At 66.5% G+C, this 13,761-nt stretch carries 16 protein-coding genes; 15 read left to right on the forward strand and 1 reads right to left on the reverse strand.

Going from position 1 to position 13,761, the window contains the following annotated elements; genetic code table 11:
• Positions 1 to 2: 2 nt before the first annotated feature.
• On the reverse strand, positions 3 to 359 hold the full coding sequence (locus AC3A3X_RS09305) for a hypothetical protein (protein WP_487582746.1): 357 nt from the start codon (positions 357 to 359) through the stop codon (positions 3 to 5).
• Between the two features lie 150 nt (positions 360 to 509).
• Here AC3A3X_RS09305 and AC3A3X_RS09310 point away from each other — a divergent pair, with 150 nt between their 5' ends.
• The 15 genes from AC3A3X_RS09310 to AC3A3X_RS09380 all read left to right on the forward strand — a co-directional run bounded on the left by AC3A3X_RS09310 (position 510) and on the right by AC3A3X_RS09380 (position 13,476).
• Positions 510 to 1,028: a YceD family protein gene (locus tag AC3A3X_RS09310; RefSeq protein WP_487582747.1), complete on the forward strand. Its 519-nt coding sequence runs from the start codon at positions 510 to 512 to the stop codon at positions 1,026 to 1,028.
• Between the two features lie 19 nt (positions 1,029 to 1,047).
• Positions 1,048 to 1,242: a 50S ribosomal protein L32 gene (gene rpmF, locus AC3A3X_RS09315; RefSeq protein ID WP_115842959.1), complete on the forward strand. Its 195-nt coding sequence runs from the start codon at positions 1,048 to 1,050 to the stop codon at positions 1,240 to 1,242.
• A gap of 198 nt (positions 1,243 to 1,440) precedes the next feature.
• The gene (locus AC3A3X_RS09320) at positions 1,441 to 2,421 is read left to right on the forward strand and encodes a beta-ketoacyl-ACP synthase III (protein WP_487582748.1); all 981 of its coding nucleotides are present in this window, start codon (positions 1,441 to 1,443) and stop codon (positions 2,419 to 2,421) included.
• Between the two features lie 287 nt (positions 2,422 to 2,708).
• The gene (gene fabD, locus AC3A3X_RS09325) at positions 2,709 to 3,671 is read left to right on the forward strand and encodes an ACP S-malonyltransferase (RefSeq protein WP_487582749.1); all 963 of its coding nucleotides are present in this window, start codon (positions 2,709 to 2,711) and stop codon (positions 3,669 to 3,671) included.
• Positions 3,668 to 4,414 (forward strand): 3-oxoacyl-ACP reductase FabG, encoded by a 747-nt coding sequence (gene fabG, locus AC3A3X_RS09330; RefSeq protein ID WP_487582750.1) that lies wholly within the window; start codon positions 3,668 to 3,670, stop codon positions 4,412 to 4,414. Before fabD ends, fabG begins: the two co-directional genes overlap by 4 nt.
• 141 nt (positions 4,415 to 4,555) lie before the next feature.
• Positions 4,556 to 4,795 carry an acyl carrier protein gene (gene acpP, locus AC3A3X_RS09335; protein WP_031373652.1) on the forward strand — a complete coding sequence of 80 codons (240 nt, stop codon included), beginning with the start codon at positions 4,556 to 4,558 and terminating at the stop codon, positions 4,793 to 4,795.
• Positions 4,796 to 4,922: 127 nt separating this feature from the next.
• Positions 4,923 to 6,176, forward strand: coding sequence for a beta-ketoacyl-ACP synthase II (gene fabF, locus AC3A3X_RS09340; RefSeq protein ID WP_487582751.1), 1,254 nt, complete (start codon positions 4,923 to 4,925; stop codon positions 6,174 to 6,176).
• Positions 6,177 to 6,486: 310 nt separating this feature from the next.
• Positions 6,487 to 7,857 (forward strand): aminodeoxychorismate synthase component I, encoded by a 1,371-nt coding sequence (locus tag AC3A3X_RS09345; RefSeq protein WP_487582752.1) that lies wholly within the window; start codon positions 6,487 to 6,489, stop codon positions 7,855 to 7,857.
• On the forward strand, positions 7,854 to 8,675 hold the full coding sequence (gene pabC, locus AC3A3X_RS09350) for an aminodeoxychorismate lyase (protein WP_487582753.1): 822 nt from the start codon (positions 7,854 to 7,856) through the stop codon (positions 8,673 to 8,675). Before AC3A3X_RS09345 ends, pabC begins: the two co-directional genes overlap by 4 nt.
• 59 nt (positions 8,676 to 8,734) lie before the next feature.
• The gene (gene mltG, locus AC3A3X_RS09355) at positions 8,735 to 9,754 is read left to right on the forward strand and encodes an endolytic transglycosylase MltG (RefSeq protein ID WP_487582837.1); all 1,020 of its coding nucleotides are present in this window, start codon (positions 8,735 to 8,737) and stop codon (positions 9,752 to 9,754) included.
• The gene (tmk, locus tag AC3A3X_RS09360) at positions 9,751 to 10,404 is read left to right on the forward strand and encodes a dTMP kinase (RefSeq protein WP_487582754.1); all 654 of its coding nucleotides are present in this window, start codon (positions 9,751 to 9,753) and stop codon (positions 10,402 to 10,404) included. Before mltG ends, tmk begins: the two co-directional genes overlap by 4 nt.
• Positions 10,401 to 11,369, forward strand: coding sequence for a DNA polymerase III subunit delta' (locus tag AC3A3X_RS09365; protein ID WP_487582755.1), 969 nt, complete (start codon positions 10,401 to 10,403; stop codon positions 11,367 to 11,369). Before tmk ends, AC3A3X_RS09365 begins: the two co-directional genes overlap by 4 nt.
• 5 nt (positions 11,370 to 11,374) lie before the next feature.
• Entirely contained in the window at positions 11,375 to 11,731 is a 357-nt protein-coding gene (locus AC3A3X_RS09370) for a PilZ domain-containing protein (protein WP_487582756.1), read from the forward strand.
• A gap of 314 nt (positions 11,732 to 12,045) precedes the next feature.
• Positions 12,046 to 12,933 (forward strand): RHS repeat domain-containing protein, encoded by an 888-nt coding sequence (locus AC3A3X_RS09375; RefSeq protein ID WP_487582757.1) that lies wholly within the window; start codon positions 12,046 to 12,048, stop codon positions 12,931 to 12,933.
• A 12-nt stretch (positions 12,934 to 12,945) separates the two neighbouring features.
• Complete coding sequence (locus tag AC3A3X_RS09380; protein ID WP_487582758.1) at positions 12,946 to 13,476, forward strand: hypothetical protein; 531 nt, start codon at positions 12,946 to 12,948, stop codon at positions 13,474 to 13,476.
• The last annotated feature ends 285 nt before the right edge of the window (positions 13,477 to 13,761 follow it).

A 13,761-nucleotide genomic window follows, 5' to 3' on the forward strand; every position in this document is an offset into this window, starting at 1 on the left:
CCTCAGGCCAGGGGCGACCGGGCGCGCTCGATCAGGGATAATTGCTGGTCGATCCGGTCGCGAGCTGCATCGATCGAGCTACGTACTTCGGCCAACTGGCTGAGGCTGGCGTTGCGGCCATGGTCGCGCAGCCACAGCCGCTGGCGCAGCATCTCGCGCATGGCGTCGCCGACCGGGTCATGGCCGCCATTGCCGGCCACCGCCTCGATCTCGGCCCGGGCCAGGCGCAGCCGGTCCTCGAGGGCGTCGGCGGCGTCCAGGACCTCGCGGACCGCGCGTTCGCGGCGTCCCGGGCGGCCCCAGGCGAACAGTGCCGCGATCGCCAGGGAAGACAGCAGCAGGAGCAGGACGATGGTCACGGGCGCGGTCGACTGTACGGAATTGGGCCGCAGTTTGAGGCCGCCGCGGCGGCGCCCGCAATCGCCGCCGACGAGCGGGGCGGCGCTGCCTGCCGGCTCGCCGGTTCAGGTTTGACAGAGGTAGTCGTGATCTCTAACATTCCGCAGCTTATGTCGGCCGACCTGCCCAGGATTCTTGATGCATGGCGCATGGTGGCGACACGGCGCGGCCTGGAAGGCCGTGTGCCGTTGTCATCGCTGACGCGGCTGCGGAACAGTCTGGTCGACACCGAGGGTGAGGTTCGCTTTGCGCTCGAGTTTGATCACGACGCGCTGCGGGTGCCTTATGTCGAACTGCGAATCGATGCCGAGCTGCCGCTGACCTGTCAGCGCAGCCTGCAGCGATTCCTGTACCCGGTGAACATCGTGCAGCGCCTTGGCCTGATCCGTGATGAAGCGGACGAGGCGGCGCTGCCGGAAGGATACGAGCCGTTGCTGGTGCCGGAAGATGGCCAGCTGCGGACCGTCGAGCTGGTCGAGGACGAGTTGATCCTGGCCGTTCCGGTCGTGCCGATAATGCCCGGCACGGAGGCGGTGGAGCGCGACTGGCCGGCGACCGGGCAGGCCGAAGAGCCGGAGCGCGTGAACCCGTTCGCTGCGCTGTCGGCATTGAAGAAACAATCGAACTGAGTTTTTTTGGAGCAAGACCATGGCTGTTCAGAAGTCCCGCGTTTCCCCGTCCAAGCGTGGCATGCGCCGTTCGCACGATGCGCTGTCCGCCAAGCAGTTGGCGACCGACCCGACCACGGGCGAGACCCACCTGCGTCACCACGTCACCGCTGACGGTTACTACCGCGGCAAGAAGGTGATCGACACCAAGTCCAAGGTTGCTGACGAAGAGTAAGCTCTTCGCTCACCGTCGCGCCGCGCGCAGCTCCGTCAGGACTGGCGCGGTCGCCGCACAGCCGGGACTGCCAGGGCGTTGATGCCGGGGCTGGACTGGTCAGGATCGCAAGATTCAGCGCTCAGCGGCCATCGCGGCGGTGCCTCTCCGTCGGCATGGCCGTCGGAGCCCAGACAACGGCTGTGCAGCGGAGTGGCGATGACGCAACAGATTTATTCCCGCATCGCGGGAACCGGCAGCTACCTTCCCGAGAAGGTGCTGACCAACGACGACCTGGCCAAGTTCATCGACACGAGCGATGAATGGATCGCCGCGCGCACGGGCATCCGTGAGCGTCATGTCGCCGCCGAAGGCGAGACCACCAGCGACCTGGCATTCCATGCTTCCGTGCGCGCACTGGAAGCGGCCGGCGTCGATGCCAGGGATCTCGACCTGATCGTGGTCGGCACGACCACGCCGGACCTGATTTTCCCCTCGACCGCCTGCCTGCTGCAGCACCGCCTCGGTGCCGGCGGCTGCGCGGCGTTCGACGTCAACGCGGCCTGCTCGGGCTTCGTCTATGCGCTGACGGTGGCCGACAAGTTCATCCGTTCCGGCGCCGCCAAGACGGTGCTGGTCGTCGGTGCCGAAACCCTGACCCGCATGCTCGACTGGAGCGATCGCTCCACTTGCGTGCTGTTCGGCGACGGCGCCGGTGCAGTGGTGCTCAAGGCCGACACCGAAACCGGCATCCTCAGCACCCACATGCACGCCGACGGCGGCAAGAAGGAGCTGCTGTGGAATCCGGTCGGCGTTTCGGTCGGCTTCAAGCCGGACGAGCCCAATGCCGGCGTCAGGGTGCTGATGACCGGCAACGAGGTCTTCAAGCATGCGGTCAAGGCGCTGGACTCGGTGGTCGAGGAGACGCTCGAGGCCAATGGCCTGGATCGCCACGACATCGACTGGCTGATTCCGCACCAGGCCAACCTGCGCATCATCGAAGCCACGGCCAAGCGCCTGGACATGCCGATGGATCGCGTGATCGTCACCGTCGACAAGCACGGCAACACGTCCTCGGGTTCGGTGCCGCTGGCGCTGGACTATGCGGTGCGCTCCGGTCGTGTCCAGCGCGGCCAGCTGGTGCTGCTGGAGGCTTTCGGTGGCGGCTTCACCTGGGGCTCGGCGCTGCTGCGCTACTGAGCCGTCCTTCGCGCTTTACGATCGGATGCTGTTCGCGCATCCGCGACGCCTCCGCTGCCAGCCAGCGGGGGCGTTTTCGTTTGCGACATGTTTGAGCCCCTCTCCCGCTTGCGGGGTGAGAGGACACCGCTTGCGAGCCACTGGCTCGCGTGTCCTCGAACGCCCGAGCGCTATGCGCTCGGGCCGGGGTGCGGGTTGGGGTGAGGGCAGCTTCAGTACAGGCCCGTACAGACGTACTAGAGCAAACACTCGTATCATGCGCATTCTTTGTCGCAAGGCCTTCACGCGTGACCGCAACCCCCCACACCGATTCGACCCTGGCGTTCGTGTTCCCTGGCCAGGGCTCGCAGTCGCTCGGCATGCTGGCCGAACTGGGCGAACTGCACCCGATCATCCGCGAGGCGTTCGCCGAAGCCAGCGATGGCGCCGGCGTCGACCTCTGGGCACTCAGCCAGGGCGGACCGGAAGAAATGCTCAACCGCACCGAGTACACGCAGCCGGCGCTCCTTGCCGCTGGCGCGGCGGTGTGGCGCCTGTGGCAGCAGCGTGGCGGCGCGATGCCGGCGGTGCTGTCGGGTCACAGCCTGGGTGAATACACCGCGCTGGTCGCTGCAGGTTCGCTGTCGCTGAAGGATGCCGCCCATCTGGTGCGCCTGCGCGGCCAGCTGATGCAGGAAGCCGCCCCGGCCGGCACCGGTGCGATGGCCGCCGTGCTCGGCGCCGACGATGCGCTGGTGCAGGAAGTCTGCGCGAGCGTGTCGGGCACCAGCGTGGTCGTTCCCGCCAACTACAATTCGCCCGGCCAGATCGTCATCGGCGGCCACGCCGATGCGGTCGACAAGGCCATGGCCGTGCTCGGCGAGCGTGGCGTGCGCAAGATGGTCAAGCTCGCGGTCAGCGTGCCTTCGCACACGCCGCTGATGCGCGATGCCGCCAACCGTCTGGCCGAGGCCATGACCGGGCTGGCATGGCATGCGCCCAGGCTGCCGGTGGTGCAGAACGTCGACGCGGGTATCCACACGAGTGTGGATGCCATCCGCGATGCGCTCGTCCGCCAGCTCTATCTGCCGGTACAGTGGACCGGCTGCGTGCAGGCATTGGCGGCCAAGGGCGTCATCCGTGTCGCCGAATGCGGCCCGGGCAAGGTCCTCGCCGGCCTGGTCAAGCGCATCGACAAGACGCTCGACGGACGCGCGCTTGGCACGCCCGGCGAGTTCGAAACCGCTATCGAAGAATGGAACAAGGCATGAGCGAGAAACTGCTGTCCGGTGAGGTTGCGTTGGTAACCGGCGCCAGCCGTGGCATCGGCGCGGCAATCGCCGACGAGCTGGCTGCGCAGGGCGCTACCGTCATTGGCACTGCCACTTCCGAGTCCGGTGCCAAGGCGATCGGCGATCGCCTGGCTGCGCACGGCGGCCACGGCCGCGTACTCGACGTCAGTGATGCCGCTTCGATCGATACCCTGATCGACGCCATCGCCAAGGACATCGGCCCGATCTCGATCCTGGTCAACAACGCCGGCATCACCCGCGACAACCTGCTGATGCGGATGAAGGACGAGGACTGGCAAGCCATCCTCGACACCAACCTCACCAGCGTCTTCCGTACCAGCAAGGCGGTGATGCGCGCGATGATGAAGGCGCGCAAGGGACGCATCATCAACATCGCCTCGGTGATCGGCGTGACCGGCAATGCCGGCCAGGCCAACTACGCCGCGGCCAAGGCCGGCATCATTGCCTTCAGCAAGTCGATGGCCCGGGAAATCGGCAGCCGTGGCATCACCGTGAATGTCGTAGCGCCCGGATTCATCGACACCGACATGACCAAGGCATTGCCCGAAGACGCCAAGAGCGCGATGCTGGGCCAGATCGCCCTCGGGCGCTTCGGCGAGCCGGCCGACATCGCCCGCGCGGTGGCGTTCCTGGCCGGCCCGTCGGCGGCCTACATCACCGGCGAGACCCTGCACGTCAACGGTGGCATGTACATGCCGTAAGGCCTTGCCCCCGGGCATTGCTTGCGTTTGTAACCATTTGAAGCAAAAGGGCTTTCGCGTATCCTCGCGAGCGCCTGCGATTCCACCAATGTTCCTTTAGACTATTCCGTCGAATATCCCGTCCGGGAGGAGTGAGTACCCATGAGCAGCATCGAAGAGCGCGTCAAGAAAATCGTGGTCGAACAGCTGGGCGTCAAGGAAGAAGAAGTCACCAACAACGCTTCGTTCGTCGACGACCTCGGCGCGGACTCGCTCGACACCGTCGAGCTGGTGATGGCGCTCGAAGAAGAGTTCGAGTGCGAGATTCCGGACGAAGAGGCCGAGAAGATCACCTCGGTGCAGCAGGCCATCGACTACGTGAAGGCTCACGTCAAGTCGTAACCGTGCCCGATGGACGCGGGGCCTCGGCCGACCGCTTCCTGCAAAACCAGACCGGGGCCGCATTGCGGCCCCGTGTCTTATGAGCCGGCCCATGCGCTGGCGTAGTGTTCGCTAGACGGAGTGTTTCATGTCCAATCGCCCGGCCTTCAATCGTCGCGTCGTGGTCACCGGCCTCGGCATCGTTTCGCCGCTTGGCAACGACCTCGCCAGCAGTTGGGACGGCATCGTCAATGGCCGCTCCGGCATTGGCCCGATCACCCATTTCGACGCCTCGGCCTTCACCACCCGCATCGCCGGTGAAGTGCGCGACTTCGACATCACCCGGTGGGTGAGCCCGAAGGACGCCAAGAAGATGGAAGAGTTCATTCATTACGGTGTCGCCGCATCGATGATGGCGATCCAGGACGCCGGCATCACGGTCGACGAGTCCAACGCCGAGCGCATCGGTGCGCTGATCGGCTCGGGCATCGGCGGCCTGCTCGGCATCGAAGAGCAGACGATCAAGTACCACGAGGGCGGCCCGCGCAAGGTCTCGCCGTTCTACGTGCCCAGCACGATCATCAACATGCTGCCCGGCCAGGTCTCGCTGCTGACCGGCATCAAGGGCCCCAATTTCTCGGCCGTTTCGGCCTGCGCCACTGCCAACCATTCGATCGGCATGGCGATGCGCATGATCCAGTACGGCGATGCCGACGTGATGGTGGCCGGTGGCGCCGAGCGTGGCTCCTCGCCGACATCGGTCGCCGGCTTCTGCTCGATGAAGGCGATGTCCACGCGCAACGACGACCCGACCCGTGCCTCGCGTCCGTGGGACAAGGACCGCGACGGTTTCGTCCTCGGTGACGGCGCCGGCATCCTGATCCTGGAAGAGTACGAGCGCGCCAAGGCGCGCGGTGCGCGCATCTACTGCGAGCTGTCCGGTTTCGGTGCCAGCTCCGACGCCTTCCACATGACCGCCCCGAGCGAGAATGGTGAGGGCCCGGCACGCTGCATGATCGCCGCGCTCAAGGACGCCGGTGTCAATGCCGACCAGGTCGGTTACCTCAACGCGCACGGCACGTCGACGCCGCTGGGCGACCTGGCCGAGACGCTGGCGATCAAGCGCGCGCTGGGTGACTACGCCTACAAGACGATGGTCAGCTCGACCAAGTCGATGACCGGCCATCTGCTCGGCGCGGCCGGTGGCGTGGAGGCGATCTTCTCTGTGCTGGCGCTGCACCACGGCATCATCCCGCCGACCATCAACCTGGAGGAAGCGGGCGAGGGCTGCGACCTGGACTACGTGCCCAACGTGGCCCGCCAGGCGAAGATCGACGTCGCGGTGTCGAACGGTTTCGGATTCGGCGGCACCAACGGTACGCTGGTGTTCAAGCGGATCTGAGGCTCGCCGCAACCGTTGTGCCTGACGATCCCCGCCACGGCGGGGATCGTTGTTTCGAGAGCCCCTCTCCCGCTTGCGGGGTGAGAGGACACCGCTTGCGAGCCACTGGCTCGCGTGTCCTCGAACGCCCGAGCGCTATGCGCTCGGGCCGGGGCGCGGGTTGGGGTGAGGGCATTACGGCGAGAGCGACGTCGCTGGGTCCCCGCCTGCGCGGGGATGACGGGAAAGGGGCGGGAAGGGACGACGGGAAAGGGGCGGGAAGGAGGGGCGGGCAAGACGCGGCCGCCCCGAAACGCGGTCTAATACACGGATGCTGCTGACCCGCTCCCTGCCCGCCTCCTTCGACCTGCTTTCGCTGCAGCGTCTGGCTCCCGCCCGTTACCCCTTGTTGCTGGAATCCAGCGCTCACGGCACCGCCCAGGGCCGCTGGGACCTGCTGCTGGTGGACAGCGGCGACTCACTGCGTCTGGAGGCCGACGGCGTCACGCGCGATTCCGACGGCGCCGTTGTCGAAGGCGACTTCTTCGCCGCGCTCGACGCGCAATGGCAGGCGCTGCGCGTTGCCCGCGACGAGCCGCGCTGGCCGTTTCGCGGCGGCTGGGCCCTGTTCTTCGGTTACGAGGCCGCCGCCCAGGTCGAACCGGTGCTCATGCTGCCGCGCGCCGACGGTCATTTGCCGGTGGCACTGGCGCTGCGCTGCCCGGCCGCGGTCCTGCGCGATCACACCAGCGGCGAATGCGTGCTGGTGACCGAAGTGGGGTACGACGGCCTGGTCGCAGCCGTGCTGTCCGACATCGAAGCGGCCGCGAAGCTCCCGGCCATTGCGCCCTGGCAGACGCCTGGCACGCTCGAAGAAGACGAGCCGGAGCGCTTCACCGACGGCGTGCGTCGCGTGCTCGACTATCTCGCTGCAGGCGACGTGTTCCAGGCCAATCTCTCCCGCGGCTGGGTCGCGCGTTTCGATCAGCCGCTGCAACCTGCGGCGCTGTTCGAACGGCTGCGACAGAACAACCCCGCACCCTTTGCCGGCGTTTTCGCCGGTGCCGACTGGGCCGTGGTCAGCGCCTCGCCGGAGCGGCTGGTATCGGTGCGCGGCGACGTGGTCGAGACGCGACCGATCGCCGGCACGCGTCCGCGCTTCGCCGGTGACGACGATGCCGCGCGGATCCAGGAACTCGTCGGCCATCCCAAGGAGCGCGCCGAGCACGTGATGCTGATCGACCTGGAGCGCAACGACCTCGGTCGCGTCTGCACGCCCGGCAGCGTCGAGGTCGACGAGCTGATGACGGTGGAGAGCTATGCCCACGTCCACCACATCGTCAGCAACGTGCGCGGCCGCCTGCGCCAGGATGCGACGCCCGGACAGGTGATCCGCGCGGTGTTTCCGGGCGGCACGATCACCGGCTGTCCGAAAGTGCGCTGCATGCAGATCATCGCCGAGCTCGAAGGCGTCGGGCGCGGCGCCTACACCGGCGCGATGGGCTGGCTCAATCGCGACGGCGACCTCGACCTCAACATCCTGATACGCAGCGCCGAGCTGGAACCCGACCCGGCAGGCGGGGCGACGCTGCGCTTCCGCACCGGCGCCGGCATCGTGGCCGACTCCGACCCGCAGCGTGAACTCGACGAGACCCGGGCCAAGGCGCGCGGCATGCTGCGCGCGCTGGGAGTGGCCGGATGAGTGCGACGGCGGTGCGCTATTTCGCGGGCGACCGGTCGGTGCCGGCGCTGCCGGATCTCGATCGTGGCCTGGCCTATGGGGACGGCCTGTTCGAGACGGTGCGCGCGCATCACGGCCAGATGCCTTGGTGGCCCGACCACTGGCAGCGCCTGCAACGCGGCGCGGCGATGCTGCGCATGACGCTTCCCGACGAGCGCATCGTGCTGGCCGAGGCGACCCGACTGCTCGACGGCGGCGATGCCGTGCTGAAGCTGCTCGTGTCGCGTGGCAGTGGCGGACGTGGCTACTCGCCGACCCACGCCCGCGTTCCCAACTGGACGCTTTCGTCCCATCCGCTGCCGCCTTCGCCCGCTGCCGGCCTGAACCTGCGCTGGTGCGACACGCGCCTGGCATTGCAGCCGGCGCTGGCGGGAATCAAGCACTGCAACCGCCTCGAGCAGGTGCTCGCGCGCGGCGAGTGGGACGATCCGGCCATCCACGAGGGCCTGGTGTGCAGCAGCGAAGGCGACGTGGTCTGCGCCACGGCCGCCAATGTGTTCATCCTCCGCCAGGGCGTCTGGCTGACCCCGCAGGTCGATCGCTGCGGCGTCGCCGGGGTTTGCCGGGCCTGGGCGCTTGAGGCGTTGCCGGCGCGCGAGGCGCGCCTGGCTGTGACCGATGTCGAAGCCGCCGACGCGGTTTTCCTGTGCAATGGCGTGCGCGGTATCCTGCCGGTGGCGCGGCTCGGCGCCCGCACTTGGCAACCGCATCCGCAGGTGGTCGCGCTGCAGCACCGCCTGGCCGCCGAGCATCCCGCTTTCGCCACGGAGGTTTCGTGAGTCGTAAATCTGTGCGTCGGTCTTCGGGTCGGTCTTTTGGACGTATTTCCGCCGGCTTCCTGCTGTTGTTGTTGCTGATCGCCGCCGGCGCCGGCTTCTGGGCATGGCAGCGCTACACCGGTTTCGCCGACGCGCCGTTGTCGGGCCTGGAGCCGGGCGAGACGGTGATGGTCGAACGTGGCGATTCGTTGCCCACCGTCGTGCGCAAACTGCGCGAGGCCGGCGTGCGCGAAGGCGACCTGCTGGAATGGCGCGCACTGGCCCGGCAACTCGGTGCCGCCGGCAAGTTGCAGGTGGGCGAGTACGCGATCGAGCCGGGCACCTCGCCGCGCACGCTGCTGCTGGCCATGCGCGACGGTCGCGTGATCCGCCATCGATTCACGATCGTGGAAGGCTGGAACATCCGCGAACTGCGCACGGCGCTGGCCAAGGCCAAGCCGCTCAAGCTGGAAACCGGCAAGCTCGATGACGCGGCCTTGATGAAGTCCATCGGCGCGCCGGGCCAGCATCCCGAAGGCCGGTTCCTGCCCGAGACCTACCTGTACACGCGCGGCGACAGCGACCTGGACGTGCTCAAGCGTGCGCACGCGGCCATGGCCAAGGCGCTCGACGCCGCCTGGCAGCAGCGCAGTGCCGACAACGTGCTCAAGACGCCCGACGAAATGCTGGTGCTGGCCTCGATCGTCGAGAAGGAAACCGGGATCGCCTCGGAGCGGCCGCAGATCGCCGGCCTGTTCGCGCGTCGGCTCAAGCTCGGCATGCGCCTGGAAACCGATCCGACGGTGATCTACGGCCTGGGCAGCGCCTATGACGGCGACATCCGCAAGCGCGACCTGCGCGCGGACAATCCGTACAACACCTACCTGATCGGCGGCCTGCCGCCGACGCCGATCGCGATGCCGGGCATCGGCGCACTCGAGGCGGTCGCCAAGCCGGCCGATGGCGATGCGCTGTTCTTCGTCGCCGTCGGCGACGGCAGCGGGCGTCACCTGTTTGCACGCACCTACGCCGAACACCAGGCCAACGTCCGCGCTTACCTGAAGAAGTACCGCGCCGCGCAATCCGGGAAAGGGCAATGACGAACCACGGCACGCCCCTGCAGCGCCAGTGCCGCTTCATCACGCTCGAGGGCGGCGAAGGCGCCGGCAAGTCGACCGTGCTGGCGGCGCTGCGCGAAGTGCTGGCCGCCACTGGCGAGGAGGTCGTGAGCACGCGCGAGCCCGGCGGCACGCCCTTGGCCGAGCAGATCCGAGGCCTGCTGCTGGACACCCATCACGAACCGCCCACCACCGACACCGAGCTGTTGCTGGTGTTCGCCGCGCGCGCCCAGCACGTGCGCGAAACCATCATGCCGGCATTGCAGCGCGGCGCATGGGTCATCAGCGATCGCTTCACAGACGCCAGCTACGCCTACCAGGGATCGGCCCGCGGCGGCGACGTGCAGTTCATCGCCGAACTGGAGCGGCGCGTGGTCGGCATCGCACCGGCGCTGACGCTGCTGCTGGATGTGCCGGTGTCGATCGGCCTGCAACGTGCGCGCGGGCGCGGCGCCAGCGACCGCATCGAGGGCGAACGTGAGGATTTCTTCGAGCGCGTGCGCAGTGGCTATCTGGCCCGCGCGTCGGCGCAGCCGGAGCGTTTCCGCGTGATCGACGCCACCCAGCCGGCGGACGTGGTCGCGGCCCAGGCGGTTGCGCACCTGCGCGCCTTCATCGAGGCGTCGGCATGAGTGCCTTCGCTCCCTGGCAGCAACGCGTGTACGACCAGGCCGTGGCGGCGCAGGCGAGCGGACGGCTGGCCCATGGCCTGCTGTTCTGCGGGCCGGCGCAACTGGGCAAGCGCGCCGTGGCCGAGCGCCTGGCCCAGCGCCTGCTGTGCCAGCAGCCGGTCGCATCCGGCGAGCCGTGCGGCAGCTGTCGCAGCTGCCGCCTGCTCGCGGCAGGCACGCATCCCGACTACCAGTTCGTGTCGTTCATCCCGAACAAGGAAGGCACGCGACTGCGCACCGAGATCGTCATCGAGCAGATCCGCCAGGTGTCGGAGAAGCTGTCGCTGACGCCGCAGTATGGCGGCGCGCAGGTGGTGATCATCGACCCGGCCGAGGCGGTCAATCATGCCGCCTGCAATGCCTTGCTCAAGACCCTGGAAGAGCCGGTACCCGGGCGCTACCTGTGGCTGTTGAGCGCGCATCCGGCGCGCCTGCCGGCGACGATCCGCAGCCGCTGCCAGCGCTACGAGTTCCGCCTGCCGCCGGCCGCCGAATCGCTGGCCTGGCTGAAGCAGCAGGGGCACTCCGACGCCAGCGCGCGCGAAGCGCTCGAGGCAGCCCGTGGCCATCCCGGCCTGGCCAACGAATGGCTCGGTAACGATGGACTGAAGTTGCGCCGGGAGGTCGCCAGCGACCTGGCCAAGCTGGCCCGCGGCGACGTGGGCGCGGTCGAGACCGCGCAGCGCTGGGTCGGCGACGACGACGCGGCAGTGCGGTTGCGCCACGCCGCGGACCTGGCCTTGGCCGATGCCACCGGCTTGACCGACCCGGGTCGAACGCGCAGTCTGGCTGCGTGGTTCGATCAGGCGAACCGGACCCGCGATCTGCTGCGCACGACGGTGCGGGCGGACCTGGCGGTCACCGAATTGTTGTTGGCCTGGCGCGTCCTCGATGGGCGGCGGGCAGAAGGGGGGAACAGGCAATGAGCGGGATGAATTCTGCAGGCGGCGCGCGTCAGGGCATCCTGTCGTGCACGATCAAGGACAAGGCGCAGCTGTACAGTGCGTACATGCCGTTCCTCAAGGGCGGTGGTGTCTTCGTGGCCACGCCCAAGCGTTACTTCCTCGGCGACGAGGTGTTCCTGCTGCTGACGCTGCCGGAGTCGAACGAGCGCCTGCCGGTCGCCGGCAAAGTGGTCTGGGTGACGCCGGTCGGTGCGCAAGGCAATCGTCCGTCGGGCATCGGTGTGCAGTTCGCCGACAGTGCCGAGGGTGAGACGGTCAAGGGCAGGATCGAGGCGTTGTTGGCCGGGTCGCTCAATGCGGAGCGGGCAACGCACACGATGTGACGCCACCGTCGTCCCGGCGAACGCCGGGACCCAGGCCCACATCCCGTCAGCCCCGTCATCGTCATCCCGGCGAACGCCGGGATCCATTTTGACTTTGGCTTGCTCTTGGCCTCAGCCTCTCGAAGCAACGTCAAAAGCTTCCGCCACTAAAGCGAGCGGCGGGTCACCTTTTCTTTGTCTACCTGTTGAACAAAGTCGTGTGTGCCCGCCCATCTGTCTTCTTTTTGCGGAGAATTCAAGCGCTCACCCTACCAAGGGTTGATGCCGCACCTGTTGCTCGCTAGGCTCGAACCGACCCTGTTCAGGAGATGGCAATGCAGAAGCTGGCATGGACCGTTGTGCTGGCTGCGCTCAGTCTGTTGTGGAGTGGTGGCATCGCCCTTGCACAAGAGAGGACCGTAACTTACGTCCATACAGATGCCCTGGGCTCGATCGTGGCTCTCACGGATGAGCGTGGCAACGTGATCGAGCGACGGGAGTACGAGCCGTATGGCGCGCAGTTGACACCCTCGATGACTGATGGGCCCGGCTACGCCGGCCACGTCCAAGATTCGGCGACTGGACTGGTCTACATGCAGGATCGCTACTACGATCCGATAATCGGACGATCTCTGAGTGTCGATCCGGTAACTGCTCACGGCAGTAGTGACATGCGGCACTTCAACCGCTATGCCTACGCCTACAACAACCCGTACAAGTTCAAAGACCCCGATGGACGGTTACCGGTGTTGGTGCCGATCATCTTCGGTATCACGGCGTACTTCACGTCGAACTATGCGAATGCTCCCGCCCCCGGCGAGCAGACGATGTCGATGTCGACGGTAGATCAAGTTTCCTCGGCTGTTCCTGCTGGGAAAACCATTGGTGCCATCAAGACCGCAGCAAATATTGGCCAGCGGGCAGCGACCCGCGAGGCTAAGCGCCAAGCGGGCATTCCTACCAGTCAGCAGGCTACGAGCCAAACGAATGGCCGAGCTTCAGACGGAACGCCAGTGGGACGGCAGCAGACATATGAAGTTCCCAAGCCCGGTGGAGGAACAGAATCGAAGTCTGTTCAAGTATCGCGAGATATACGTGGTGATCATGCCGGCATGTCTCAGGTTGAGGCGGGTACGGTGAAGCCCGAGGGACAAATTGATGCGGCAGGAAGGCCCCGCATCCAGAACGAAAGCAAGGTCCGAATGGACTTTGACAAGCGCTGATGCAGGGAACTTATGTCGAACCAGAGCAGGATTGATGAGTTGCGCCTACGGCGAGCAAGGGGCTTGGAGGCTCAGGAGCAAGAGCGGTCGCGTGCAGAGCATGGTCCCAAGCTTGCTGCAGTCATTGCCAAGGCGACCGATAAGCCTGTGGAGTTGGACGACTTCAATGCGAGTTCGGAGGAGCCATTCCCATTTAATTGGCCTAAGGACATCACCACTGCCCCCGGATTGGTTTCGGCTTATATCACCCGATCTGATGTCTCCGTGTTGCTAGGGTGTTTCCGACAGAGGGTCGGCGATCTGACAGGGATGATTGGTTTCCATGAAAAGGTTTACTTGGGGCTGGCGAGACTGGAACAGGTAAACCCTAGGGCCCTCCTGCTTGCATCAGCGGAAGCCGAAGACACCGTTCTCTTTTATGTCGATCACCCGCAGGGCGTCATTGCAGTTGACTGCTATCCGTGTCAACCATCCGAGCCATTCAGCGTCATTGTTCAGGGGCATGCTCTAGTCCAAGAGCTGACGCCCTGCTTCAACCGGTGACAGCCGGCTGCTCTGTCAGTCATCGACCTTGCCTGTCGAAAAGCACGATGCAGGGCTCCGGGCGCAGAGCTTACGGGAATAGTCTTGCGTGGCTTGCATGCCGATCACGACGAGCGCAGAGGTGAGCGTCGGATCGCCGACAGGGCGCATGCTTCGACGTGTAGTGCTTCTTCGCGGTGCTAGCCCCTGGCGGCCAAGGTCGCGGAGGCGTCGACCTCGCTGACAACAATGAGGATCGGGTGCTCCAGCCGATACCTGGGGGCCACCTCTGAGCGTGATCCTGCC

The sequence above is a fragment of the Lysobacter sp. Soil_N_23 genome, assembly GCF_057656135.1.

Excerpts from the sequence above, each read along its gene's own strand:
- AC3A3X_RS09310 (WP_487582747.1), top strand. The coding sequence starts at position 510 with ATGTCGGCCGACCTGCCCAGGATTCTTGATGCATGGCGCATGGTGGCG.
- rpmF (WP_115842959.1), top strand. The coding sequence starts at position 1,048 with ATGGCTGTTCAGAAGTCCCGCGTTTCCCCGTCCAAGCGTGGCATGCGC.
- AC3A3X_RS09320 (WP_487582748.1), top strand. The coding sequence starts at position 1,441 with ATGACGCAACAGATTTATTCCCGCATCGCGGGAACCGGCAGCTACCTT.
- fabG (WP_487582750.1), top strand. The coding sequence starts at position 3,668 with ATGAGCGAGAAACTGCTGTCCGGTGAGGTTGCGTTGGTAACCGGCGCC.
- acpP (WP_031373652.1), top strand. The coding sequence starts at position 4,556 with ATGAGCAGCATCGAAGAGCGCGTCAAGAAAATCGTGGTCGAACAGCTG.
- fabF (WP_487582751.1), top strand. The coding sequence starts at position 4,923 with ATGTCCAATCGCCCGGCCTTCAATCGTCGCGTCGTGGTCACCGGCCTC.
- AC3A3X_RS09345 (WP_487582752.1), top strand. The coding sequence starts at position 6,487 with ATGCTGCTGACCCGCTCCCTGCCCGCCTCCTTCGACCTGCTTTCGCTG.
- pabC (WP_487582753.1), top strand. The coding sequence starts at position 7,854 with ATGAGTGCGACGGCGGTGCGCTATTTCGCGGGCGACCGGTCGGTGCCG.
- tmk (WP_487582754.1), top strand. The coding sequence starts at position 9,751 with ATGACGAACCACGGCACGCCCCTGCAGCGCCAGTGCCGCTTCATCACG.
- AC3A3X_RS09365 (WP_487582755.1), top strand. The coding sequence starts at position 10,401 with ATGAGTGCCTTCGCTCCCTGGCAGCAACGCGTGTACGACCAGGCCGTG.
- AC3A3X_RS09370 (WP_487582756.1), top strand. The coding sequence starts at position 11,375 with ATGAATTCTGCAGGCGGCGCGCGTCAGGGCATCCTGTCGTGCACGATC.
- AC3A3X_RS09375 (WP_487582757.1), top strand. The coding sequence starts at position 12,046 with ATGCAGAAGCTGGCATGGACCGTTGTGCTGGCTGCGCTCAGTCTGTTG.
- AC3A3X_RS09380 (WP_487582758.1), top strand. The coding sequence starts at position 12,946 with ATGTCGAACCAGAGCAGGATTGATGAGTTGCGCCTACGGCGAGCAAGG.